The sequence below is a fragment of the Candidatus Phytoplasma pyri genome, assembly GCF_046600495.1.
In the GTDB taxonomy this organism is placed as follows: domain Bacteria; phylum Bacillota_I; class Bacilli_A; order Acholeplasmatales; family Acholeplasmataceae; genus Phytoplasma; species Phytoplasma pyri.
In genome coordinates, this window is sequence record NZ_JBKIOZ010000001.1 from 36,383 (window position 1) to 60,438 (window position 24,056).

Annotated in this window: 24 protein-coding genes and 1 tRNA gene; 4 read left to right on the forward strand and 21 right to left on the reverse strand. The window is 19.8% G+C overall.

The annotated features are described in order from the left end of the window. Positions 1-49 precede the first annotated feature (49 nt). Positions 50-442: a 30S ribosomal protein S9 gene (gene rpsI, locus ACLHHF_RS00245; protein ID WP_411307996.1), complete on the reverse strand. Its 393-nt coding sequence runs from the start codon at positions 440-442 to the stop codon at positions 50-52. A gap of 7 nt (positions 443-449) precedes the next feature. Beyond that, positions 450-866: a 50S ribosomal protein L13 gene (gene rplM, locus ACLHHF_RS00250; RefSeq protein ID WP_411307997.1), complete on the reverse strand. Its 417-nt coding sequence runs from the start codon at positions 864-866 to the stop codon at positions 450-452. Between the two features lie 430 nt (positions 867-1,296). Between rplM and mscL the strand changes: the two genes are divergently transcribed. From mscL to smpB, 4 genes are all read left to right on the forward strand, one after another. Continuing rightward, on the forward strand, positions 1,297-1,743 hold the full coding sequence (gene mscL / locus ACLHHF_RS00255; RefSeq protein ID WP_411307827.1) for a large conductance mechanosensitive channel protein MscL: 447 nt from the start codon (positions 1,297-1,299) through the stop codon (positions 1,741-1,743). A 98-nt stretch (positions 1,744-1,841) separates the two neighbouring features. Next, positions 1,842-2,483: a hypothetical protein gene (locus ACLHHF_RS00260; RefSeq protein WP_411307828.1), complete on the forward strand. Its 642-nt coding sequence runs from the start codon at positions 1,842-1,844 to the stop codon at positions 2,481-2,483. Positions 2,484-2,537: 54 nt separating this feature from the next. Continuing rightward, positions 2,538-3,077, forward strand: a complete 540-nt coding sequence (locus ACLHHF_RS00265; protein WP_411307829.1) for an inorganic diphosphatase — start codon at positions 2,538-2,540, stop codon at positions 3,075-3,077. A 173-nt stretch (positions 3,078-3,250) separates the two neighbouring features. Then, positions 3,251-3,706: an SsrA-binding protein SmpB gene (gene smpB, locus ACLHHF_RS00270; RefSeq protein WP_411307830.1), complete on the forward strand. Its 456-nt coding sequence runs from the start codon at positions 3,251-3,253 to the stop codon at positions 3,704-3,706. A gap of 131 nt (positions 3,707-3,837) precedes the next feature. Here smpB and ACLHHF_RS00275 read toward each other — a convergent pair whose 3' ends face one another. The 19 genes from ACLHHF_RS00275 to rpsD form a co-directional block, all read right to left on the reverse strand. Further along, positions 3,838-4,353, reverse strand: coding sequence for a hypothetical protein (locus ACLHHF_RS00275; RefSeq protein ID WP_411307831.1), 516 nt, complete (start codon positions 4,351-4,353; stop codon positions 3,838-3,840). 74 nt (positions 4,354-4,427) lie between these two features. Continuing rightward, positions 4,428-5,279 carry a tRNA pseudouridine(55) synthase TruB gene (truB, locus tag ACLHHF_RS00280; protein WP_411307832.1) on the reverse strand — a complete coding sequence of 284 codons (852 nt, stop codon included), beginning with the start codon at positions 5,277-5,279 and terminating at the stop codon, positions 4,428-4,430. A 51-nt stretch (positions 5,280-5,330) separates the two neighbouring features. Continuing rightward, on the reverse strand, positions 5,331-5,630 hold the full coding sequence (locus ACLHHF_RS00285; protein ID WP_411307833.1) for a thioredoxin family protein: 300 nt from the start codon (positions 5,628-5,630) through the stop codon (positions 5,331-5,333). A gap of 45 nt (positions 5,631-5,675) precedes the next feature. Further along, complete coding sequence (locus ACLHHF_RS00290) at positions 5,676-6,986, reverse strand: TldD/PmbA family protein (protein WP_411307834.1); 1,311 nt, start codon at positions 6,984-6,986, stop codon at positions 5,676-5,678. A 5-nt stretch (positions 6,987-6,991) separates the two neighbouring features. Then, positions 6,992-8,380, reverse strand: a complete 1,389-nt coding sequence (locus ACLHHF_RS00295) for a TldD/PmbA family protein (protein ID WP_411307835.1) — start codon at positions 8,378-8,380, stop codon at positions 6,992-6,994. Between the two features lie 73 nt (positions 8,381-8,453). Next, entirely contained in the window at positions 8,454-9,251 is a 798-nt protein-coding gene (locus ACLHHF_RS00300; protein ID WP_411307836.1) for a lysophospholipid acyltransferase family protein, read from the reverse strand. 37 nt (positions 9,252-9,288) lie between these two features. Further along, positions 9,289-9,762, reverse strand: a complete 474-nt coding sequence (locus ACLHHF_RS00305; protein WP_411307837.1) for a dihydrofolate reductase — start codon at positions 9,760-9,762, stop codon at positions 9,289-9,291. Beyond that, entirely contained in the window at positions 9,759-10,625 is an 867-nt protein-coding gene (locus ACLHHF_RS00310) for a thymidylate synthase (RefSeq protein ID WP_411307838.1), read from the reverse strand. Before ACLHHF_RS00310 ends, ACLHHF_RS00305 begins: the two co-directional genes overlap by 4 nt. A 278-nt stretch (positions 10,626-10,903) precedes the next feature. Further along, positions 10,904-10,994, reverse strand: a tRNA-Ser gene (locus ACLHHF_RS00315). Positions 10,995-11,113: 119 nt separating this feature from the next. Further along, positions 11,114-12,289: an acetate kinase gene (locus tag ACLHHF_RS00320; RefSeq protein WP_411307839.1), complete on the reverse strand. Its 1,176-nt coding sequence runs from the start codon at positions 12,287-12,289 to the stop codon at positions 11,114-11,116. A gap of 234 nt (positions 12,290-12,523) precedes the next feature. Next, entirely contained in the window at positions 12,524-13,231 is a 708-nt protein-coding gene (trhA, locus tag ACLHHF_RS00325) for a PAQR family membrane homeostasis protein TrhA (RefSeq protein ID WP_411307841.1), read from the reverse strand. Between the two features lie 102 nt (positions 13,232-13,333). After that, positions 13,334-15,694, reverse strand: a complete 2,361-nt coding sequence (gene priA / locus ACLHHF_RS00330) for a replication restart helicase PriA (protein WP_411307842.1) — start codon at positions 15,692-15,694, stop codon at positions 13,334-13,336. A gap of 67 nt (positions 15,695-15,761) precedes the next feature. Then, entirely contained in the window at positions 15,762-16,106 is a 345-nt protein-coding gene (gene rbfA / locus ACLHHF_RS00335; RefSeq protein ID WP_411307843.1) for a 30S ribosome-binding factor RbfA, read from the reverse strand. Between the two features lie 8 nt (positions 16,107-16,114). Next, complete coding sequence (gene infB, locus ACLHHF_RS00340; protein ID WP_411307844.1) at positions 16,115-17,932, reverse strand: translation initiation factor IF-2; 1,818 nt, start codon at positions 17,930-17,932, stop codon at positions 16,115-16,117. Between the two features lie 55 nt (positions 17,933-17,987). Continuing rightward, the gene (locus ACLHHF_RS00345; protein ID WP_411307845.1) at positions 17,988-18,254 is read right to left on the reverse strand and encodes a YlxR family protein; all 267 of its coding nucleotides are present in this window, start codon (positions 18,252-18,254) and stop codon (positions 17,988-17,990) included. Between the two features lie 42 nt (positions 18,255-18,296). Beyond that, positions 18,297-19,373: a transcription termination factor NusA gene (nusA, locus tag ACLHHF_RS00350; protein ID WP_411307846.1), complete on the reverse strand. Its 1,077-nt coding sequence runs from the start codon at positions 19,371-19,373 to the stop codon at positions 18,297-18,299. A 357-nt stretch (positions 19,374-19,730) separates the two neighbouring features. Next, positions 19,731-20,384, reverse strand: a complete 654-nt coding sequence (locus ACLHHF_RS00355; protein ID WP_411307847.1) for a diadenylate cyclase — start codon at positions 20,382-20,384, stop codon at positions 19,731-19,733. A 179-nt stretch (positions 20,385-20,563) separates the two neighbouring features. Continuing rightward, the gene (gene mgtA / locus ACLHHF_RS00360; protein ID WP_411307848.1) at positions 20,564-23,218 is read right to left on the reverse strand and encodes a magnesium-translocating P-type ATPase; all 2,655 of its coding nucleotides are present in this window, start codon (positions 23,216-23,218) and stop codon (positions 20,564-20,566) included. A gap of 199 nt (positions 23,219-23,417) precedes the next feature. Continuing rightward, positions 23,418-24,017, reverse strand: coding sequence for a 30S ribosomal protein S4 (gene rpsD / locus ACLHHF_RS00365; RefSeq protein ID WP_411307849.1), 600 nt, complete (start codon positions 24,015-24,017; stop codon positions 23,418-23,420). Positions 24,018-24,056: the final 39 nt, after the last annotated feature.

Here is a 24,056-nt window from a genome sequence, read left to right on the forward strand (position 1 = left end):
AAATGTAAAAAATTAATAAAATAAAAAAATATTTATTAAAATTAAAAAATTAACGTTTAGAAAATTGTGGAGCGCGACGAGCTTTTTTTAAACCATATTTTTTACGTTCTTTTGAACGTGGATCTCTAGTAAGTAAACCTGATTTTTTTAAAACAGTTCTCCATTCTGGATTAATAATCAATAAAGATTTTGAAATACCTAAACGAATTGCTCCCGATTGTGATACCAAACCACCACCGTTAACATTAACCATAACATCATATTTTTCTAAACTATCAGTTAATTTCAAAGGATAAAGAGTTTCTAAACGTTTTGTAATAAAAGGTATGTATTCTTCAAATTTTTTTTTATTAACAGTAATATTACCTGTTCCTTTAGTCAAAATAACTCTAGCAACTGCTCTTTTACGTCTTCCCAATCCAAAATATTGATTTTTCATAATTTAATAATTATACCTCTAAACTTTCTGGTTTTTGAGCTTTTTGTTTATAATTTTCTTTAGCATAAACAAATAATTTTTTACCTATTTTAGAACCTAATTTACTATGTGGTAACATACCTAAAATAGCTTTTTCTACAATTCTTGTAGGAAATTTTTTAATCATATCACCGGCAGTTAATTTAGTTAAACCTCCTGGATAACCAGAATGTCTATAATAATATTTTTTTTTCCATTTATTACCTGTTAAAAAAATTTGATCAGCATTAATAACAACAACAAAATCACCACAATCTACATGAGGAGTATAAAAAGATTTATACTTTCCTTTTAAAATAGAAGCCACTTTAGTCGATAACCTACCTAAAGTTTTATTTTTAGCATCAACTATAAACCATTTTTTTATAAATGTTTTTTCATTAGCCATAAATGTTTTATCATTTAATTTATGATTAATATTATTATTTTTTTCCACAATAAAAATACCTTCATCTATCCTATAATTTATTTAAAAAAAAATTTTAATTTTAATAAAATTTATCTTTATTTCAAAAAAATAAAATTTTTCAAATAATATCTCATTATTAACTTTTTTTAATTAACACTATTTTTTAAATTATATTAAATTAGTATAAAAATGTCAAATAATATCTAAAATAAAATATTACTTAGTAAAAATATTTTTAAATAAAAATTATTTAAAAAATTAAATATATTAATTAATTTAATTATATTATAATATAATTATGCACAATTTATAAAAAATTTTGTTTAATATTATATCATCATAATAAAAAAATATTTTTTTATGTTAAAATTACAATATAAATAAATAGTTTTAATAAAATGAGGTGAATATGAATATTAATAAAAATGTTAATAAAATTTTTAACAATAACTTTACAAAAGGATTTAAAAAATTCATTAATAAAGGAAATGTTTTAAATTTATCAATTGCTTTTGTAATAAGTCAATTATTTTCTAAAATAGTAAATTCCTTATCTTGTGATATTATTATGCCTTTAATGAATCTACTATTAAATAATAAAAGTAAATTTTCAGATTTAAAGTTTTGTATAGCCTCAAACAGTAATATATACATAAATTATGGTAAATTTTTACAAGCAATTTTTGAATTTTTAATAATGTCTTTTTTTATTTATATAATTCTTATTATTATTTTTAAAAAAAATTTAAATTCAGAAAAAGTTAATATAGAAAATTTAAATAAAGAACAAATAATTTTAATGAAAGAAATCAAAGAAATATTAAAAAATAAATTAAATAAATTAATAGAAAAATAATAGCTTTGTATTTTAAAATATTTAAATTTCAATAAACCTATTAAAAATTTATAAACATATATAAAAATCAGAAATAAAAGAAAGGAAATATAAAAGTGATGATTACATCAGAATTTTTACAAAATTTAACAACAAGATTAATAGAAACTCTAACTTTATCTTTTACATCTTGTTCTATAGGTGCTTTATTAGGTTTTTTATTAGGAATTTTTTTATATAAAACACATAAAAATGATAAAATAATAAAAAAATTTTTTTATTCAATAACTAATAAAATCATTGATATATCTACACACTTACCTTTTCTATTTTTTTCTTTTTTTACTGTTTTGATTTTTCAAATTTTTTTCAGAAATGATACAAAAGGGGGATTTTTATGTGCTTGTTTTATTTTAACTATATATTTAACTTTAGTTTTTTCTAAAAAAATAGAAAAAATATTTATTAAAAATACAAAAAATTATATTTTTTGTTTAAAAAAAATAATTAAAAATAAAATAATTATAAGTGAATTAATAATTCAAAAAACTTCTTTACTTATAACAGGAATTTGTTATTCAACAATTGCAGGTGGTTCTTTTGGTGGAAGTAACAAAAATGGTTTGGGATTGGGTGTTTTAGCATATGAAAAATATAAAAATGGAGATGATTTAGAAGTTTTTATTTGTTTTATTGTTATTCTTTTAACTATTCAAATAATATATTTAATAGGAGATTATTTATCAAAAAAATTAAAATAAAAATATTAAAAATTTTAAATATTAAAATAAATAAATTAAAGGAGGGGTTGAAAATTGAATTTAATAAAAAATTTTAATCCTAAAAGAATTACTAAAAATAAATTTATAGCTGTAATTGAAATACCACAAGGTAGTAAAAAAAAATATGAAATAGATAAAGAAACAGGAATGTTAATATTAGATCGTTTTTTAAATACTGCATTTCGTTATCCAGCTAATTATGGTTTTATACCTCTAACTCATTGTGAAGATAATGATCCTTTGGATGTATTAGTTTTAACTCAAGAACCTTTAGAACCAATGATTTTGGTGGAATGTTTTCCAATAGGAATTATAAAAATGATCGATCAAAATGAATTAGATGAAAAAATAATAGCTGTTTCAACTAAAGATCCGATTATGTCTAATTATAAAGATATTAAAGAAATACCAAAAAATTTGCTGTATGAAATTAAACATTTTTTTGAAAACTATAAGACATTAGAAAATAAAAAATGTTTTATAGAAAATATAAAAGGTCAAAAAGAAGCTATTGAAATTATTGAAAAACATTTAAAAAATTACGAAAAAAAAAATAATAATAAAAATAAATAAATAACATATTTTTTATCAATAAATCAACAACATTTAAAAAATATTAATAAAAAAATTTTATATATTTTATATAAATTTTAAAATATTCATAATATAAAAATAAAAATATTAACAATTTTATAAAACTAATTTTAAAAAAAAATATAATTGTTAAATGAAAGTATTAATAAATTATGAAAAAAAATTTTAAAATCATTACTGTTAACAAAAAAGCTGAATATAATTATTTTTTAGAAAAAAAATATTATGCTGGTATTAAATTAATAGGTTGTGAAATTAAATCAATTAGATTAGGAAAAGTTAATATACAAAATGCACATATTTATATTAAAAATAATGAAATTTTTATAATAAATATGTTGATTAATAAATATAAATTAAGTTGTGATTTAACTTTTCAGGAAAAAAGAGAAAAAAAACTTTTACTAAATAAAAAAGAAATTATACAGATCAAAAATAAAATGAAAACTCATTCTTTAACAACTATTCCAGTAAAACTTTACTTAGAAAAAAATTTAGCAAAATTAGAAATCGCCTTAGCTAAGGGTAAAAAAAAATATGATAAAAGAAACGATTTAAAAGAAAAAACTATTAAATTGGATCTTAAAAAAAATTATCAATTAATTTAAATCAAATCTTAAATATTTTAAATTTTAAAATTATAATTCAAGATAAAAAAGTAAATGATTTTTTAATACAAATAAAATCAAATAAAAATTAAATCCAGAATTTAAAATCTGTATTTAATTTTATTTTTATTTTATTTAATAGAAAAATCACAATTATTTAATTTTATATATAAATTTATAATTTTCTCTTTTTCTTTTATTTTTTTTTTTAAATCAATAATTTCTTTAAATTGTTCTTTGGATAACTCTATAATTTCATTTACATTTATTTGAAAAAATTTAAAATTTTTATCTAATTTTTTAATTATTTCTTCCTTTAAGTTTAAAATATAATTTAACTTTTTGTTTTTCTTAAATAAATTTCTTATTTTTTTATTAAATTTTTTAATTTTTAATTTTAACATTTTATTTTTATAAATAACAATATCTAAAATAAATTTTTTTTTACTTAATTCTTGTTTTTTATAATCAAATAATTCATTATTTAATTTAAAAATTTCATTATTTTTAATTTCTTTTTGAAATTTTTTAAAATTATTATATATTTTTAATAGTAATTGATTTTTAAAAGTTAAATATAATAAAAATAAAAAAATAAAATATATTAAAATTTTTTTATTTTTATTATATTTTATTTGATATTTCATAATTAAATAAACTTTCTATTTTTTTAATAATTAATTTATTTTATAAATTATTATTTTTCATGAAATTTATTTTATTAAAAAAAAAATTTAGGAGCATATATATTTTTAACAATTGGTTCATAATAAGCAACCAATTGATTTTTATTATTTTTAACAATAAAAGGTTTATTAGTTATAATTTGTCTTTGATCTAAATAAATTCCATTTTTAACTAACTTAATTAAATAATCATTTAAAATTAATTCGTTATAATTACAAAATAATGTTTCAACCATTTTTAAATCTTTTAAACTAATTTTTTCTATAGTTTTAGCATCACTTAATAAATAATTTCCAATTGATATTCTTTTTAATTTTTTTAAAGCTCCATAAGTATTCATATCTAAAGCTATGTCAGAAGCTAAACTTCTAACATAAGTACCTTTAGAAACATGAGTTAAAAAATCAACTTGGTTATCATAAACTAATGAAGTTTTTAACAAACTATGAATAATAACTTCTCTTTTAGGAATTTCTAAAATAATATTTTTTCTAGCCAAATTATACATTTTTTGACCTTTAATTTTTATAGATGAATACATAGGTGGTTTTTGTAAATATTTCTTTTTATGAAATTTATCAAAAGATCTTTGAACTTGTTCATCTGAAATAATATTATTCTTAACAGCAATCAATTTACCCAAAATATCAAAGGTATCATATTTTTTATTAAAAACAAAAGTACCTTCATATTGTTTATCTAAATTTTCAAATAAAAAAGCTAATTTAGTAGCTTTATTAATAAAAACAATTAAAAGACCTTCTGCTAAAGGGTCTAAAGTACCAGAATGACCAACTTTTAAAAAATTAAATTTTTTTTTAATTTGTTTAACAACATCATGCGATGTAATAAATTTATTTTTATAAACTAAAAAAAATCCTTGCATTATTAATTCCTTTTTGAAAAAATTTTATAACTCTAAATATAAAAACATTTTTTAAGTTAAAAAATTTATCAATTCATTTTGTGAACAATAACCAATTTGTCTCTTAATTTCTTTACCTTTTAGATATAAAATTAAGGTCGGAAAACTAACAACTTTATTTTCTAAAACCAAAGAACGATAATTATCAACATTAACTTTGCAAAAAAAAATATCTTTCTTAATTTGAGAAACTTGTTCTAAAATTGGTGTTAACTTTTGACAAGGTCCACACCATTCAGCAAAAAAATCTACTAAAACTAATTCTTTTTGATTAATTAAAGTTTGATAATTTATTCCATCGTAATTATACATATTTTCACCTTCTAAATTATTTTTTGATTAAATTTTTAATTATTATTACTCATCGCCACCAATAGTTAAATCACCAACATAAACACTAGCACTACCGAATCCAGATAATTGTAATTTAAAATCATTACCAATATCTTTTAAATTTTTTAAAATATCAAAAAAATTGCCTGAAATAACAATCATTTTAATCGGATTAGTAATTTCTCCTTGTTGAATTTTAAAACCACTTGCTTGTAAACTAAAATCACCACTTATAGTTTCAACACCAGTATGTAATCCCACTAAATCAGTAATATAAACTCCATTTTTAATAGGATAAATAATTTCTTTTAAAGTTTTTTCACCTTTTTCTAGATAAAAATTAGTCATAGAAATTCCACTACCAAAACCATTACCTGTTGGTTTTTGATTAAATATTTTAGCAGTTTTTAAATTATTAACAAATAATTTAAAAACCCCATTTTTAACAATCATTTTTTTATAACAAGCAACACCTTCATCATCAAATTTTTCCTTAAAATAAGTAAAATCAGATAATGGATCATCAATAATATTAATTTTAGGAGAAGCAATAACTTCATTTAATTTATCTTTCAATGGAGTTAAATTTCTATAAGCTTTTTCTGCACTAAATATACCACTAAAACTTTTCAAAATTTTTGCAAACATTTCATTAGAAAAAACAGTTGGATAAAAATTAGATTTTAAAGATTTTCCACAAAGTTTTTTTTCACCGTTAACAATAATTTTTTTAGCATGTTTTTCAACATCAAATTCAAGAAAATTTTTAACTAATTGAACTTTTTCATAACTTTGAATATCTTTATTTTTTGTAAAAATGGCCGATGTATAAATATAAGCAAAGCTATTATTACTTTTCAAATTAACTCCTTTAGAATTAATTAATATTTTTTGATGAAATGTTTCTTGATAACTATTTTTTTCAATTTTTTTATAAAAAGAACTTTTAGAAATATTTTTTTCTAAATTTTTTAATAAATTAATTTTTAATTCTAAATCAACTTTAGAAAAATCAAAATTATTTTCTATAATATCTGGATATTTTTCAGAACCTTCAAAAATAATAGCTGGTTCTTTAGTATCAATAATAGATGTATTGTTTTTTAAAACATCTAACATCTTATCGAAATTATCATCATTTAAATTTTCAAAATAAACTTGAGATATTTTATTTTTATAAATACCTTTTAAAGAAACAGAAATTATCTTACTTTCAGTATAGGAATCGATTTTTCCATTTTCTAAAGAAATATTTAATTTTTTATTTTTATTAATAAATATTTCTAAATCAGAAAATCCTTTAGATATTCCTTTTTCAATCCATTTTTGATACATTTTTATTAAAAATTTTCCTTTTCTGTGCCACCAACAATTATTTCTTTAACTCTAATAGTTGGTTGACCTACGTCTACTGGAACATAACCTGAATCAGCGCCACAAGAACCTTGTGATAATTTTAAATCATTAGCAACTCGATCAATTTTATTTAAAATTTCATGTCCATAACCAATTAACATAGCTCCTTTAACAGGAAAAGTTAATTTACCATTTTCAATTAAATATCCTTCTCTAACGACAAAATTAAATTCACCAGTTAAAGGAACAACTGTTCCACCACCTAAACTTTTAGCATACAAACCATATTTTGTATCTTTAATAATTTGTTGTGGTGTATCTTTACCTGAATCAATATAAGTAGAATTCATTCTAGAGGTAGGAGAAAATTTATATGATTCTCTTCTAGAAGAACCGGTTGATTCAATATTCATTTCTCTACCATTACGTAAATCAACTAAATAATTTTTTAAAATACCATCTTTAATTAATAAATTTTTTTGAGTTTTTTTACCTTCATCATCAAAATTTAAACTACCCCAGGAATTTTTAATATTACCATCATCATAAGCTGTTACCAATTCAGAAGCAATTTTTTGATTAATCTTTCCAGTGAAAGGAGAAAAACCTTTAGCAACTGATGATGCTTCTAAAGGATGCCCACAAGCTTCATGAAAAATTACACCACCAAAACCATTATTAATTACAACAGACATTTTTTGTGGTTTTATCTCTTTAGCATCTAATAAAATAATTGCTGTTTTTGATACATTCTTAGCAATTTTAACTAAATCAAAAATTTCGAAAAATTCCAAACCAACACATTTTCCTACTACTTCATAATTTTCTTTCATTTGATTATCTTTTTGAGAAACAGAAATCAAACTACAATGAATATAATTTCTAATATCATTTTGATAAACACCTTTTGTATTAGCTATTAAAACTTTCTGTTCTTTTTCTGTTAAATTTACACGAGTTTGAATAATTTTAACATCATAATCTTTCATAATTTTTGATAAATTAAGCATTTTTTTTGATTTTTCTAATTTAGTCATACTTGAATATGGTATTTTAATATTATTTGGTAATTTTTCTGGTTCTGATAAAGAAATTACTTTTTGTGGTGAACCAAAAAAATTTAATTTCAAATTTTTTACTAAATTCAAAATATTAGAAAAACTAATATCATTAGTATAACCATAAACTTCATTAATTCCCTGTAATAATCTAACGCCTACACCAAAAATATTTTGACTACTACAATTAATAACTTCTTGACCTATAATTCCTAAATTATTAATATTCGTTTCTTCAAAAAAAAGTTCAGCAAAATCAGCTCCTGTGTCTAAAGATTGATTTAAAATAGTTTGAATTTCTTTTTTATTTAACATTTAACAATTTTTATTCCTTTCAAAAAATATAATATTTTAAAAAATTTAACTAAAATAATAATTTTTAATATTATTAAAAAATAGAATTAATTATTTTTTGTGTTTTTTCTGATATTTGTTTTGTATTTTGAAATTGATATTCTTGAAACTTAATAGATTTATGACAATGAACTTCAACAATTTTTCTTTTAAGCCAAAAAAATTTTTTAATATTTGTAGAACCTTTAATACTCAAAGGCAAAATAGCAGCATTGCTTTTAAAAGCAACTTTAAAAGCGCCAGGTAAAAATTCTACAGCTTTTTCATTTTTAATATCTTTTATACCTCCTTCGGGAAAAATAACAATAGCTAATCCTTTTTTTATATTTTCAATACCTTTAATTAAATTTTTTGCTGTTTCGCGATTATTTTTCCTAAATATTTGAATACAATCAAAAGAATTAAAACAATGATTTATCAATGAATATTTATATAAAGCATCTTTAGGAGTAAAAGCTAAACATCTTGGTATTACACTTAAAATAATAAAAGCATCAAACCATGATTTATGATTGGCATAAATAATTAAATTTTCTTTTAAAGGTATTAAATCATAATTTTTAAAAACTATTTTAATTCTTAATAATTTTAATAAAAAAATAGATATGTTTCGAAGAACTATATACTTAAAATTATGATTTACTCTTAAATTTTTCATAATTATAATACAAAGTAAACAAAGTAAAAAAATAAAAATTAAAGATATTAAAAAAGATAATATAGGAAATAAAGAAAAAATAAATAAATAAAATAAATAACTATTATTGAAAAATTTTAAAATTAAAAATCCCCAATTAACAAAAAAGATAAATAAAAAAATTAAATTAAACATTTTGTTTTAAATCACCTTTTTCTTTAAAATAAAAAATTTAATTTATTTTATGATACTCAACAAAAATTAATTCTGGATAAATTTTTTTAGACACAATCTTATATTTATTTAAATTAACAAAAGGAAAAAATGAATCCCCTTTAAATCTTTTTAAAATATGAGTAATATAAAGTATATTTACATAAGATAAAGTTTGTTTATAAATTTGACTTCCACCAATTATAATTATTTCATCTTTAATATTTTTTAAAAAATTCAATAAATCATTTATAACAATTCCATCAGATAACTTCAATGAATGATCAAAACTGGCAACATAAGTATTTTTAAATAAAAAATTTTTATTTTTATAATATTTTTTTAAAGATTTATAAGTAAAATAACCCATTAAAACATTTTTATTATTAGTCATTTTGTTAAAAAATTTTAAATCTTGAGGATAATGCCAAGGTAACATATTACAATTACCAATTAAAAAATTAGGATCTAAAGCAGTAATTAAACTAATCATACAGCAACAACCCCTTTCAAAATACTATGAGATTTATATTTTTCTAAATTAAAATCATCAAATTTAAATTGATTAATATCAGTTATTTGAGGATTTAAAGTCATAATTGGTAACTTTTTGGGAATTCTTTTTATTTGTTTTTGAATTTGTTCTATATGATTATTATAAATATGAGCATCACCTATAGTGTGAATAAATTCAAAAGGTTTTAAACCTGTACATTGCGCAATGATAATTAATAATAAAGAATAAGAAGCAATGTTAAATGGTATACCTAAAAAAATATCTCCACTTCTTTGATAAAGTTGCATAGAAATTTTATTTTTTTCAACATAACACTGTACCATAACGTGACAAGGAGGTAACAACATGTTTTTAATCAAAGTAGGATCCCAAGCAGTTAAAATTAAACGTCTTGAGTAAGGATTTTTTTTAATTTCTGAAATTAAATTATTTAATTGATCGATTCCATGAAAATTTCTCCATTGATGTCCATAAATAGGTCCTAAGTCACCATGAATTTTAGCAAAATTTTCGTCTGTTCTAATCTTTTCAATAAATTCTTGTAATGTTAATTTTGGAAAAAATTTTGAATTACAATATTTTTGATAAGGCCATTCATTCCAAATATTAACATTATTTTGAACTAAGTAACGAATATTAGTATCACCTTTAATAAACCATAATAATTCATGTATAATAGCTTTAAAATTCATTTTTTTAGTAGTCAATAAAGGAAATCCTTTTTGTAAATTAAAACGCATTTGATAACCAAAAATACTTATAGTACCTATTTTTGTACGATCTATTTTTTTTTTCCCATAATTTAAAATATGGCGACATAAATTTAAATAAGTTTGCACAATAATTTAAACTCCTATCAATATAATAAAATTATAAAATTTTAATTTATTAAAAATAATCAAAATTTATTAACAAATATAGGAATATTTTATAAAAAATTATAATCTAAATTAATAATAAATAAAATTAATTATATAAATTATATTATTTTTTATTAATAAAAAATTTGAATAAATAAAAAAAAAATATATTAATTTCAAAAAATTAATTAAATAAAAATAAACCAAAATGATAAAATAATTTTAAAAATAATGATTTATTTTTATTTAATTAATAATGGCGGAGGAAAAGGGATTCGAACCCTTGCATCTTTTTAAAGATCTATACACTTTCCAAGCGTACCTCTTAAGCCCCTTGAGTATTCCTCCAATCCATAATAAAAAAAATAAAATAATTAAACAATATTGATTTTAATTAATAAAAATATATTTAAATTAATTAAATCTTATTAGATAAAAATATTATATTTTTATCTAATAATAAAAATTTAATTTTTAATTCTAAAAACTTCTCGAACAATTTCAATTTCTTCATTTGTAGGTATAACTAAAACTTTAAAAAATGAAGATGGAGTGCTAATAATTCTTTCACCTTTAGAATTATTAAATTCATCATCTAAATAAACTCCTAAAAAAGATAAACGTTGAATAATGTTTTTTCTAAATAATAAAGAATTTTCACCAATACCAGCAGTAAAAACTAAAGCATCTATTCCTTTTAATAAAAAATAATAACTACCGATATAATCAACTATTTTTTTAATTTGTAAATCATGAGCTAATAAAGATCTTTTATTTCCATTTTGCAAAGACATTTCAATATCTCTAGCATCATTCGAAACGCCTGAAACACCTAAAAAACCTGATTTTTTATTCAAAATATTCATAATTTCTTCAATACTTTTATTTTCTTTATGAGATATAAATTCAACAATAGTAGGGTCAATATTACCACTTCTTGTACCCATCGGCACACCTTCAAGTGGTGTGAATCCCATAGAAGTATCTACAGACTTATTACTATCAATAGCACATAAAGAAACACCGTTACCCGCATGACAAACAATAATTTTTAAATCTTTTTTAGATAATATTTCTGAAGTTCTATTAGATACATATTTATAAGAAATGCCGTGAAATCCATATTTTCTAATTTTATATTTTTGATACCATTCATAAGGAATAGCATAAGAAAAAACTTCTTTACTTATAGTTTGATGAAAAGTAGTATCAAAAACACCCACTTGAAAAATATTAGGTATAATTTTTTCAAAAGCTTTTATACCTAAAACATTAGCATAATTATGCAAAGGAGCTAAATCATTTAAACTTTCAATTTTTAAAATATTTTCTTCAGTTAAAATAACAGAATCTTTAAATAATTCTCCACCTTGAACAATTCTATGACCTACTCCTTTAATTTCTTCTAAATTATTAATAATTTTATTAATTTGCAAAGATTCTAATAATAATTTTACTGCTTGTTGATGATTTAAAACTGGCATAATTGTTTCTTTTTTAGTAGTTCCATAAATTAGACTAAAAATAGCTTTTTGATCACCTATTTTTTCAATTAATCCAGAAACAATTAATTTTTCTTTTGGCATATCAAATAATTTAAATTTTAAAGAAGAACTTCCTGCATTTACTGATATAATTTTCATATAATTAAAAATTTCTCCTATGATATTTATATATTATTTTAAATTATAATTTATTATTTTGATAATATAAAAATTTTTATGTAAAAAAATATAATAGCAATAAAATGACAAATAGTACCTAATGAAACAAATAAATGCCAAATAAAATGATAATATTTTTTATAATCTTTAATATAAAAATAAATTCCTAAACTATAAAAAGTCAACTAGTTAATAAAAAATAAAAAAAATAAATTATATTTGTTTTATTATACAGTTGTTTAAAAAATCATTAATAGCAATAAAATGACAAATAGTACCTAATGAAACAAATAAATGCCAAATAAAATGATAATATTTTTTATAATCTTTAATATAAAAATAAACTCCTAAACTATAAAAAATTCCACCAGTTAATAAAAAATAAAAAACTGAATAATAACTTTTTATTTGATAAAAATGTGGAAAAATAAACAAAGAACTCCAACCTAATAAAAGAAATAAACAAATATGTATTTTATTCCATTTATAAATCCAAAACCATTTTAACATAATGCCTATTGTTATTATAATAAATTGAAAAATAAAAAAAATTAGACCTATATCAAAATCTTTCTTATTTAATTCTGGAGATAAAAGCAAAAAAGGAGTAAAAGTTCCAAAAATTAATAAATAAATACCAATATGATCAAATTTTTTAAATATTTTTTTTGCTTTTGTAAAACTTAAAGCATGATATAAAGTACTAGTTAAATAAAGAAAAATCATAGTAAAGGGGGAAAATATGGAAAAAAATTTTTTAAAAAATGGAATATTAGTAAATGTTTGTGATATACGATAAATATAACACGAAATAAAAATTAACATTATAATTCCAAAAGGAATCATTAAACCATGCGAAATAGAATTAGCTATTTCTTCTCCTAATGTTTGTGAACTATTTTCTTTTTTTTTCTTAGACATAAAATTATCTCCTAAAAAAATATAAAAAATATTTAAAAAATACAAATAACTAAATATACTAAAAATAAAAAAATTAATTATATAAATAATTAAACCATAAATTTAAAATAAATTTGCAAATCTGTCGAAAAAAATATCAGCATTTTTTAAAATATTATCTTTTAAAATAAAATCTAAATTCAAAGGCCATTCAAAATATTTCAACGTTAACAATATTCTATATTTATTATTTTTTTTAGATATTAAAGATAAAATAGGGCCTAATACAATCATTTTTTTATTATATTTTTGTTCTAAAATATCTTTAATATTTTTAGATATTGAAAAAACCTGAAGATATGATTCGTGACAAATTAAAATTTTACTAACATAACTAAATGGAGGTAATTTAGATATTTTTCTTTCTTCTAAAAGTTTTTGTAAAACATATTTTTCTTGATAATAAGCAACTGATTTAATAATATAATTATCAATATCATAACTTTGAATAATTACTGTACCTTGCTTAGTTCTTCCAGCACGTCCTGATGTTTGCATTAATAACTGAAAAGTTTTTTCAGAAGCTTTAAAATCAGGTATTTTTAATAAATTGTCAACTGCAATTATTCCAACAAAAGTAACGTTAGAAAAATCTAAACCTTTAGAAATCATTTGTGTACCTAATAAAATTTGAGCTTTATTTTGGTTGAATTCATTCCAAATATTTTCATATTCGCTAATTTTAGTAATAGTGTCTGTATCTGATCTTTTAATTTTTATTTTAGGAAAATTTTGTTTTAAGTAATTTTCTAGATATTCAATTCCTATCCCAAAAGTTTTAATTTTCTTTTGATTACATTTAGGACAAATTAATTTAAATTCTAAAACAAATCCACAATGATTACATTTTAAAAGATTTTCTTTTTTATAAAATGTAAGACTAATATTGCATTCGTTGCATTTAGGAACATAACCGCAAAAACGACACAATAAAAAAGGTGCATAGCCCTTAGTATTAATAAAAATAATTGCTTGCTCATTTTTTTTTAATGTTTCGTTTAATTTTTTTTTTAATTCAAAAGAAAAAGGTTCTAAATTACCTTTTTTTAATTCTTCTTTCATATCAACTAATTTTATTAAAGGAAAATTATCAACTAAAATTCTTTTATTTAAAGTTAATAATTTATATATATTTTGTTGAACATTATAATAACTTTCTAAAGAAGGTGTGGCACTACCTAAAATTAAAGGTATATTATGATATTTCGCTCTAATTTTAGCCAATTCTTTAACATCATAAGATAATGGTGGCGATTCTTTTTGTATAAAAGATTCATCATGTTCTTCATCAATAATAATAATACCTAAAGATTGTAAAGGAGAAAAAATAGCACTTCTGGTACCTAATACAATTTTTGCTTCTTGATTTTTAATCATTTTATACTGATTATATTTTTCTTTAAAAGTCAATAAACTATGTATAATAGATATTTTTTCTTCAGTAAATTTAGATTTTAATCTTTGTGCTAAAGGAGCTATCAAAATTATTTCAGGAACTAAAATCAAAACTTGTCGTTTTTTTTTTATAATTTCCTCAATTAATTTTAAATAAATTTCTGTTTTACCAGTTCCAGTTTTACCATAAAGTAAATATACTTTATTTTTATTTAAATTAATTTGTTTTAAAGTTTCTGTTTGTTCTTGATTTAAAATTACTTCTTTATTTTTTAATAAAGAAAAATTATGGTGCAAAAAAAATTCATTAAAATTTTTTTCATATTTTAAAATAATTCCTTTTTTTAATAAATTATTAATTACAACATAAGGACTAAATTTCAAAAATTCTTTTTTTTTTATATTTAATATTTGTTTTAATTTTTCTATAACACATTTTTCTTTAGGAGTTAAATGTATTTGATTATAATCATTATAAATAGGGTTAAAACAATAAAAAATTTCTTTTTTTTCTGAATAACGAGGTTTTAATAAAGTTTTTATTTTTAAAACATTAAATTTACAAGCTAATTTATTTAATTCGACACCAAATTTTTTATATTCTGATTTACTAAGTAACCATTCATTTTTATTATTAAATTTTTGTATTATTTCTTCTGAAATACCTTCTTTATTTAAAAGCAAAGCCTTTTTTTGATAATTTACCAAAAGTCCTTTAGGAATAACTGTTTCATAAACTAATGCTTTTGAAATAAAAGGAATTTTTAAAATTTCTTCTGCTAATAAAAAAAGTTCGAAATCAATCGAAGGTTCAACATCTAAAACTTCATATAATTCTTTTGTAGCGAATTCACTATAATCAACTAAATCACAAACATATCCTAATCTTTTGTTATCTTTTAAACCAAAAGGAACTATAACACGCATGCCTTTTTGAATCATTCCTTGAAACTCTTTTGGTATTAAATAATCAAAATGTCGGTTTCGTAATTCAAATGTTTTCAAATCAACAACAACTTGTGCAATCATTAAAATTTAATTATACCTATTATTCCTTATTTATTAAATTAATAAAAATATTTTATAATTTAAATTTTTATTTATTCATACCTTTTAAAATATTATCAATATGATTACCATACTCTAAAGATGTATCATAAATAAATACTAATTCAGGTATTTTTCTTATATTTCTTATTTTTTTAGCCAACAACATTCTAATTATAACTTTATTTTTTTCTATAATTTCAGCGGCTAAAGATAAAAATTCTGGTTGATTATTTAAAATAACATAATAAACATTTGCAAAAGATAAATCATTAGTTAACTTAACTTCAGTTACATTAATAAATCCGATTTTATCATTCTTAATAGATGAATTAATTATTAAAGCTAATTCTTTTTTTATCAAACTAGCTAATTTTTCATTTGTTAATCCCATATAATATTTTAATTCTCCGATTTCTCTAACTTATACGCCTCTATTATATCATTTATTTCAAAATTACTAAAATTTTCTACTAAAATACCACATTCATGACCTTTTTTAGAATTTTGAATATTATCTTTTAAATGTTTTAAAGAAATTATTTTTCCTTGATGAATAATTTTTTTATTCCTAATTATTCTTAATAATGAATCATTAGTTATTATACCACTAATAACATAACAACCAGCAATTGTTCCTACTGTACTAATATTAAATATTTTTCTTACTTCAGCTTGGCCTATAATTTTTTCTTCTATAGAAGTTTTTAATAAACCTTTCATTATCTTTTCTACATCTTCAAAAATACGATAAATAACATTATATAAATTTATTTGAATACCTTTACTTTTTGATAAATTTCTGACAAAAACATTAGCATTTACATTAAAACCTATAATTAAAGAAGAATTTAGTTGACCTAAATTAATATCACTTTCAGAAATATCACCAACACCAACTTTTATAAATTTAATTTTAACATCAGATAAAGAAATTTTTTCTAAAATACTTTTTATAGCCTCTAAACTACCTTGAAAATCTGTTTTTAAAATAATATTTAAATATTTAGTTTCTACAGTATCTTCATTACTTAAAAAATTCTCTAAACCAGAAATTTTGTTTTCTAATTCTAAATTTTCTTTAAATTGTTGTTTTTTTTGATTAACAATTTTTTTAGCAGTAAATTCATCTTTAACAACTATAAAAAAATCTCCTGCTAATACAACTTCTTTTAAACCAGAAACTTTAATAGGTTGAGAAGGTAAAGCTATTTTTAATTGTTGTTTTAAATCATTTTCTATAGAACGAATTTTACCATAAGTTTTTCCAACAACAACAATATCACCAACTTTTAAAGTTCCTTTTTGAATAATAAAAGTAGCTATAGGTCCTTGTGATATAGCTAAATTACTTTCTAAAACATGACCTTCAGCAGGAATTTTTATTTCAGTTTGATAATTTTCTATTTCACTAATTAATAAAATTAATTCTAATAATTGATCAATACCTTGATTTTTTAATGCAGAAATTTCTACATATGGAGTTTTTCCGCCCCAAGCTTCAGGTAATAAATCATAATTGGAAAGTTCAGACATAATTGGTTCTAAATTAATTCTATTAGTTTTATCTATTTTATTTAAAGCAACAATAATAGGTACTTTTGCCGCTTGTGCATGTTGTAAAGCCTCAATAGTTTGTGGTTTAACTCCATCATCTACTGCTAATATTAAAATACAAATATCTGTAAATCGTACTCCTCTGGCTCTCATTTGATTAAAAATTTCATGACCAGGAGTATCTATAAAAGTAATTAAATTTCCTTTATATTTAGTTTGATATGCACCTATGTGTTGAGTAATACCACCAAATTCTTTATCAACTATTCTAGTTTTTCTAATTGTATCTAATAATGTTGTTTTCCCATGATTAACATGACCCATAATAGTAATAATTGGAGGTCTTTTTTCTAATTTTTTAATATCTTTTTTTTTTTCTGCAATTATTTTTTTTGAATTATCAAGATTTTCAAAAATAATTTCAACATTAAATTCAATACCCAACAATTCAATAGTTTTTTTATCTAAATTATCATTAATGTTAGCAATTATACCTATATGTAAAAGTTTTTTTATTAAGTTAGTGCTAGAAATACCAAATATTTTAGCTATTTCTTGAATATTATGTTTTGAATCAAAAACATAACTTTTTTTTACTTTTTGTTTTTCAACTTTCGAATCATTTTTTTTTTTATTTTTTGATTGAGGTATTGTTTTTTTCATAAGTTTTATTCCTTTCCTAAATAAAATATTTTTTTATTAAATTCAATAATTAATTTTAAATAGTTTGAACCATTTCTAAAAGTTTTTTATAAATTTCATTAGGTATATAAGTTTTTAATTTTTTTTCTAAAATTTTTTTTTTTTGAATTAATAAAACATTTTTAAGATTTAAAACAAAATAAGCACCTCTGCCAAAAATTATATAATCAAAATCAATAAAAATTAATTTATTTTTTGTAACTACAACTCTTATTAAATTTTTTTTTGGCAAAATACAGCGACTTGCGATACAAGTTCTTAAAATAAGTTTTTGTTTTATCATTAATTTACCTTATTTTATTAAATATTTATAACATAAATATTTTTAATTTATTGTTTTTATTTTTTTAAATTGAGATAAAGTTTTAATATCAATATTCCATTTAGTAGCTTGAACAGCTAATTTAACATTTTTACCTAATTTACCAATTGCTAAAGATAATTGATCATCTTCTACAATCGCCAAAGCAACTTTATTTTCTAAATCAACAATATTTACTTGAAATATTTTAGCTGGTTGTAGAGAATTAGAAATCAATTCTTCATTTTTTTCACTCCACAAAAACAAATCAATTTTTTCTCCTTGTAAAAGTTTAATAATGCTTTTAATACGATTACCATTTTTACCAATACAAGAACCAATCGGATCAACTTGAGGATCATTAGAAAACAATCCTATTTTAGTTCTTTCGCCTGGAATTCTAGCAATCATCATAATTTTTAAAGTACCATCATTAATTTCAGGAATCCAATCTTCAAAAATTTTAGTTACCAAACCAATATGAGTTTGACTTACAAAAATTTTTGGTAATTTAGTAGTTTTTTGAACTTCAACTATATAAACTTGAATACGATCACCTTCAATAAAAATTTCTTTATTTAAAGTTTCTTTTTTTGGTAACAAAGTTGTCATTTCTTTTTCTAATTCTAAATAATAAAATTTACTATTAGAACCAATAACTTTTGCATTAATCAATTTACCTTCATAACTTTTAAAATAATCATAAATATTTTCTCTTTTTTGTTTAGTTAATTCTTCTTTAAACTTATTCTTAAAATCTTTAACAGCATAAAGGTTAAAATCTTTAGGATTAATCTTAATATTAATAATTTGACCTACTTTGACTCTTTTTTTAAATTTTTTTGCTTCTTCTAAATCAATGTGAGTATAATCTTTATAATTATTTAAATCTTTTTCTTCTGAATCAATTATATAATATTGTTTATATAAATTTATTTCATTACGATCTTCTTTAATATCAACTCGACAAGATTTAACGTGATGAGCTTTTCTGCAACCATAAATAAGAGCTTTTGTGAAAGCATCTTTTATTTGTTTACTGGTTAAATCATTTTCTTCTGCAAACTCATTAATAATATTAAAAAATTCTTTACTATTCAAAATTTCTACCTACCTTATATAAAAAAATCATGATAAAAATATTATTACACATAAAAAAATTTCAATTAAATAAATATTTTTTTATTTTGCATTATTGATTTTATAAAACTTTTAAATTTTAACATCAATAATATTAAAAAGGGACGTTAAATTAAAAAATAGTGATTTAAAATCACTATTATAATTTAATAACTCATTTTAAAATTTAAAAAATAATAACATAATCAGAAAAATCGTAAAATTAAAATAAAAAATTTTTAATATTATAATTATAACATATTTATAAGAACATTAAAAAATTAAATCAAAGATTATTTAAATATTTAAAGATAAATGAAAAAAATAAAATCCATTTTATCAAATCATAAACATAATTAAATATTCTTGAATTTTATTTTTATCATCAATATTCAACATAATACCTTCTAAAGCAATAGAAATACGCCCAGTTTCTTCAGATACTACTAAAGTCATACTATCAGTAGTTTCACTAATTCCTAAAGCAGCGCGGTGTCTAGAACCTGTTGTTTTTTCAAAATGTTCATCATCAGATAATGTATAATAAGCACCAGCACATAAAATTCTATCTCCTCGAATAATAGTTCCACCGTCATGCAGTGGAGTATTAGGAATAAAAATATTCATTATTAATTCTTTAGAAACTATACCATTAATTAAAATAGCTTTTTGTGAAAAAATATCTAAGGTATTATGTTTTTCTATAGTAATTAAAGCTCCAATTTTTTTACTCGACATTTCAATTACAGATTCTAAAATAGCTTTTTGAGTAGTATGACTTCCCATAACAATATTTTTTTGTTTAGACCAAAATTTTAAATAATTATTAAAATAAATCCTTAAATAAGGTGCTTTTATAATAATAATACTAATTAAAGAAAAAACTAATAATGAATCATAAATTTTTAAATCTAATAAACAATCTAAATCACATTCTAATAATTTTTGAGTAATTTTTTTAAAATAATGAACAAAAAGAGTGCATAAAAACATTAAAAAAATAATTTTAAAAATTTGATATTTACTAAAAAGAATTTTAAAAGCAAAAAAAATTAATATTATTAATAAAATAAAATAAATTAAAACTTTTAAAAAAAATTCCATAAAAATACCTTTTCTTTTTTTATTTTAGTTATAAAATATTATAATTTATATTTGAATATATATATAAATTATAATAAATCTTTATACTTATTAATAAAAATATTTTTAGCTATTATTACAATAATAAAATATAAAATTAATATTGATCCAAATGATAACAAAAAATTCAATTTTGTAAATTCATAAAAAAATTTAGATTGCAATTTTAATGAATCACATAAAAAAGGTATAAAAGGAGAAATTGTGACAATAATAACACCTATTATAGGTAAAATAAACATTAATAACGATGGTTTAATATCTTTAATAATATTTTCTGTACGTAATAAATAAATAATAAAAACTTGTGACCACATAGAAAAAATAAACCAACCAGTTTGAAACATATCTTCGTTTTGTGGTAAAATTAAAAAAATTAATAAATCAAATAAAAAAGAAATAAATCCAAAAAAAATCATAAAATTTCTAATATTTTTTAAATCCCAATTACGCGGTTTTTTTAAATAATTAGAATCTACGTTGTCAAAAGGAATAGCAAAACAAGTCAAATCATAAATCACATTTAAAAATAAAATTTGAATCGCTTTCATTGGAATAAATTTTAAAAATAAACTCGCTGTTAAAAAACTTAAAACATTACCAAAATTAGAAGCTAAAGTAAATTTTAAATATTTTAACATATTAGTATAAGTTTTTCTGCCTTCAATAATACCTTTTTGCAAAATACTTAAATCATTTTCTAGAATAATAATATCTGCTGCTTCTTTTGTAATATCCGAACCAGAATCAACAGAAATAGCTAAATGAGCTTTTTGCATTGCTGGAACATCATTAATACCATCACCCATAAAACCTATAATGTTTTTTTCTTTTTTAAAAACTTCTATAATTCTTCCTTTTTGTTCTGGAGAAAATTTTGTAAAAATATTTATTTTTTTAGCTTTTTGATACAATTCATAATCATCTAATTTGTCTATTTCATTTCCAGATAAAAAACTAATATTGTTAATATTGATAATTTTAGCTATTGTTTTAGTTAAAATATCATTATCACCCGTTAAAATTTTTACTTCAACACCATATTTTTTTAAAGAAGCTATTGTTTTTTTAGCACTTTTTTTTATAGAATCAAAAAAAGTTAAAAAACCTATTAAAATCATTTTTTTTTCATGAAAATTATTTAAAGAGTTAACAAAAGAAGAAGTATTTTTTTCAGCTAAACCAACCACTCTAAAACCTTTTTGATTATAAGAAATAATCTTATCATAAATTATTTTTTTGTATTCTGGTGTTAAAGGAATAATATTTTTTTTACTAACTTCAACATAATCGCAAATATTTAAAATTTCTTCTACAGCACCTTTAGTAATAATTTTTTTTTTTTTATTATATTTATTTTCTAAAATAATACTAACCATTCTTCTATTGTAATCAAAAGAAATTTCATCTATTTTATTAAATTTTTCATGATAATCAATTTTAATAAAATTATTTTTTTGTAAATATTGAATCTTAGAAATAATAGAATAATCTATAATATTTTTAGCACCATCATGAAAAAAACTATTAAGATAAGCGTTTTTTAAAACATATTCATTTAAATTATTATTTAAATCAAAATAACCATCTAATGAAATATGACCTTCTGTTAAAGTTCCCGTTTTATCAGTAAATAATATATTCATAACTCCAAAATCTTGAATAGAACTTAAATTTTTAACTAAAACTTTTTTTTTTGATAATAAAAACAATCCGATAGATAAAGAAGTAGTAGTAACTAAAGGTAACATTTCTGGAGTTAATCCAAATGCAATAGTCAAAGAAAATAATAATGGATCAATTATATTTTTACAACCGTTTTTAACATAATTAATGATAAACATTAATGGCATCATAAAAAAAATAAAAATAAGTAATAATTTAGAAATAGAATTAATACAATTTTGAAAATTAGAAAAATTCTTTTGTTTATCAATATTTTTATTTATTTTACCTAAATAAGTATTTTCACCTGTAATAACAACAATACCTTTAGCATAACCAGAAATAACACTAGTCCCTGCAAAAATTAATCTTTTATCTTCTAAAAAATTTTCACATATATCTTTATTTTTAGCATCTTTTTGAACTGAATAAGATTCACCTGTTAAACTAGCTTCTTGAACAAAAAAATTTTTAGTCTCAATTAATTTAATATCAGCAGAAATAATATCACCTGAAGTAAAAAAAACAATATCGCCTCTAACTAAATCATCTGAAAAAATTTTTTGAATTTTATTATCTCTTTTTACTTTAGTAGTTGTTTGAAGCATTTTTTTTAATTTCTCAACTATTTTTGAAAATTTCATTTCTTGAAATAAAGAAATAAAATTAGATAAAAAAAATATTAAAAAAATAATAATAATAGTTGTAAAATCTTTAAATTCCCGATTTTCATTAAATATAACATCAGTTAATAAAGAAATAATTAACATTAATAATAAAATAATATTAAAGGGATTAAAAAAAAATTTTATAAATTTTCGAATATAAGAAATTTTTTGATATTTTAAAAATTCATTTCCGCCATAAATTTTTCGATTAATTATAATTTGTTGTAATGTCATTCCATTTTCTTCATTTGAATTGAAATATTCTAAAGTATCTTTTAAATTTTGTTGACTAATATAACTTATAAATTTAAAATAATTAAAAGAAGAATTTTTATTTGTTTTTTTTTTCATAAAATTAAAAACCTCCGAGTAAAAAATAAATAACTTAAAAAAATAATATAAAAATGTTTTTTAAATAATTAATTAATAAAAATTTAAACTTATAAGTTAATTTTACTAAATTTTTTGCTTTTCAATAAACAAACTTTTTATTTATAATATAAAAATATAATAAAAAACACCCTACAAAAAGGGCGTATATAAATTTTTTTTATTTTCTATTATAAAATTCAACTATTAATTGTTCTTTAATATTAGGTAACAATTCATCTCTCTGAGGAATACGAACATATTTTCCAACTAATTCTTTACTTAAATTAACATAATCAACACGATTTAATTTGTTTGCTAAAGCTTCTTTTACAATAATTAAATCTTTTGATTTTTCTTTTAAAGTTATAATTTGACCAATCTTTAAAATATAAGAAGGAATATCTACCTTTTTATTATCCACCAAAATATGACCATGATTAACTAATTGTCTTGCTTGTTGTCTGGTTTTAGCAAATCCCAAACGATAAACAATATTATCTAAACGAGATTCCAATAAAAACAAGAACATTTCACCATGTATACCTTTTAATTTACCTGCATCTTTAAAAGTTTTTCTAAATTGTTTTTCAGAAATACCATAAGTAAAACGAACTTTTTGCTTTTCTTGTAATTGTAAGCCATAATCTTTTATTTTAACTCTTTTTTGACCATGCATTCCTGGTGCATAAGGTCTTTTAATCAATTCTTTACCTGTTTCTGATAAAGAATAATTTAAACGACGTGAAATTTTCCAAATAGAACGTGTATAACGAGACATTAATTGCATTTTCTCCTTAAATTTATAAAAAATAAAATT

Excerpts from the sequence above, each read along its gene's own strand:
- rplM (WP_411307997.1), bottom strand. The coding sequence starts at position 866 with ATGGCTAATGAAAAAACATTTATAAAAAAATGGTTTATAGTTGATGCT.
- mscL (WP_411307827.1), top strand. The coding sequence starts at position 1,297 with ATGAATATTAATAAAAATGTTAATAAAATTTTTAACAATAACTTTACA.
- ACLHHF_RS00260 (WP_411307828.1), top strand. The coding sequence starts at position 1,842 with ATGATTACATCAGAATTTTTACAAAATTTAACAACAAGATTAATAGAA.
- smpB (WP_411307830.1), top strand. The coding sequence starts at position 3,251 with ATGAAAAAAAATTTTAAAATCATTACTGTTAACAAAAAAGCTGAATAT.
- ACLHHF_RS00275 (WP_411307831.1), bottom strand. The coding sequence starts at position 4,353 with ATGAAATATCAAATAAAATATAATAAAAATAAAAAAATTTTAATATAT.
- truB (WP_411307832.1), bottom strand. The coding sequence starts at position 5,279 with ATGCAAGGATTTTTTTTAGTTTATAAAAATAAATTTATTACATCGCAT.
- ACLHHF_RS00285 (WP_411307833.1), bottom strand. The coding sequence starts at position 5,630 with ATGTATAATTACGATGGAATAAATTATCAAACTTTAATTAATCAAAAA.
- ACLHHF_RS00290 (WP_411307834.1), bottom strand. The coding sequence starts at position 6,986 with ATGTATCAAAAATGGATTGAAAAAGGAATATCTAAAGGATTTTCTGAT.
- ACLHHF_RS00295 (WP_411307835.1), bottom strand. The coding sequence starts at position 8,380 with ATGTTAAATAAAAAAGAAATTCAAACTATTTTAAATCAATCTTTAGAC.
- ACLHHF_RS00300 (WP_411307836.1), bottom strand. The coding sequence starts at position 9,251 with ATGTTTAATTTAATTTTTTTATTTATCTTTTTTGTTAATTGGGGATTT.
- ACLHHF_RS00305 (WP_411307837.1), bottom strand. The coding sequence starts at position 9,762 with ATGATTAGTTTAATTACTGCTTTAGATCCTAATTTTTTAATTGGTAAT.
- ACLHHF_RS00320 (WP_411307839.1), bottom strand. The coding sequence starts at position 12,289 with ATGAAAATTATATCAGTAAATGCAGGAAGTTCTTCTTTAAAATTTAAA.
- trhA (WP_411307841.1), bottom strand. The coding sequence starts at position 13,231 with ATGTCTAAGAAAAAAAAAGAAAATAGTTCACAAACATTAGGAGAAGAA.
- priA (WP_411307842.1), bottom strand. The coding sequence starts at position 15,694 with ATGATTGCACAAGTTGTTGTTGATTTGAAAACATTTGAATTACGAAAC.
- rbfA (WP_411307843.1), bottom strand. The coding sequence starts at position 16,106 with ATGGGATTAACAAATGAAAAATTAGCTAGTTTGATAAAAAAAGAATTA.
- infB (WP_411307844.1), bottom strand. The coding sequence starts at position 17,932 with ATGAAAAAAACAATACCTCAATCAAAAAATAAAAAAAAAAATGATTCG.
- ACLHHF_RS00345 (WP_411307845.1), bottom strand. The coding sequence starts at position 18,254 with ATGATAAAACAAAAACTTATTTTAAGAACTTGTATCGCAAGTCGCTGT.
- ACLHHF_RS00355 (WP_411307847.1), bottom strand. The coding sequence starts at position 20,384 with ATGTTTTTATGCACTCTTTTTGTTCATTATTTTAAAAAAATTACTCAA.
- mgtA (WP_411307848.1), bottom strand. The coding sequence starts at position 23,218 with ATGAAAAAAAAAACAAATAAAAATTCTTCTTTTAATTATTTTAAATTT.
- rpsD (WP_411307849.1), bottom strand. The coding sequence starts at position 24,017 with ATGTCTCGTTATACACGTTCTATTTGGAAAATTTCACGTCGTTTAAAT.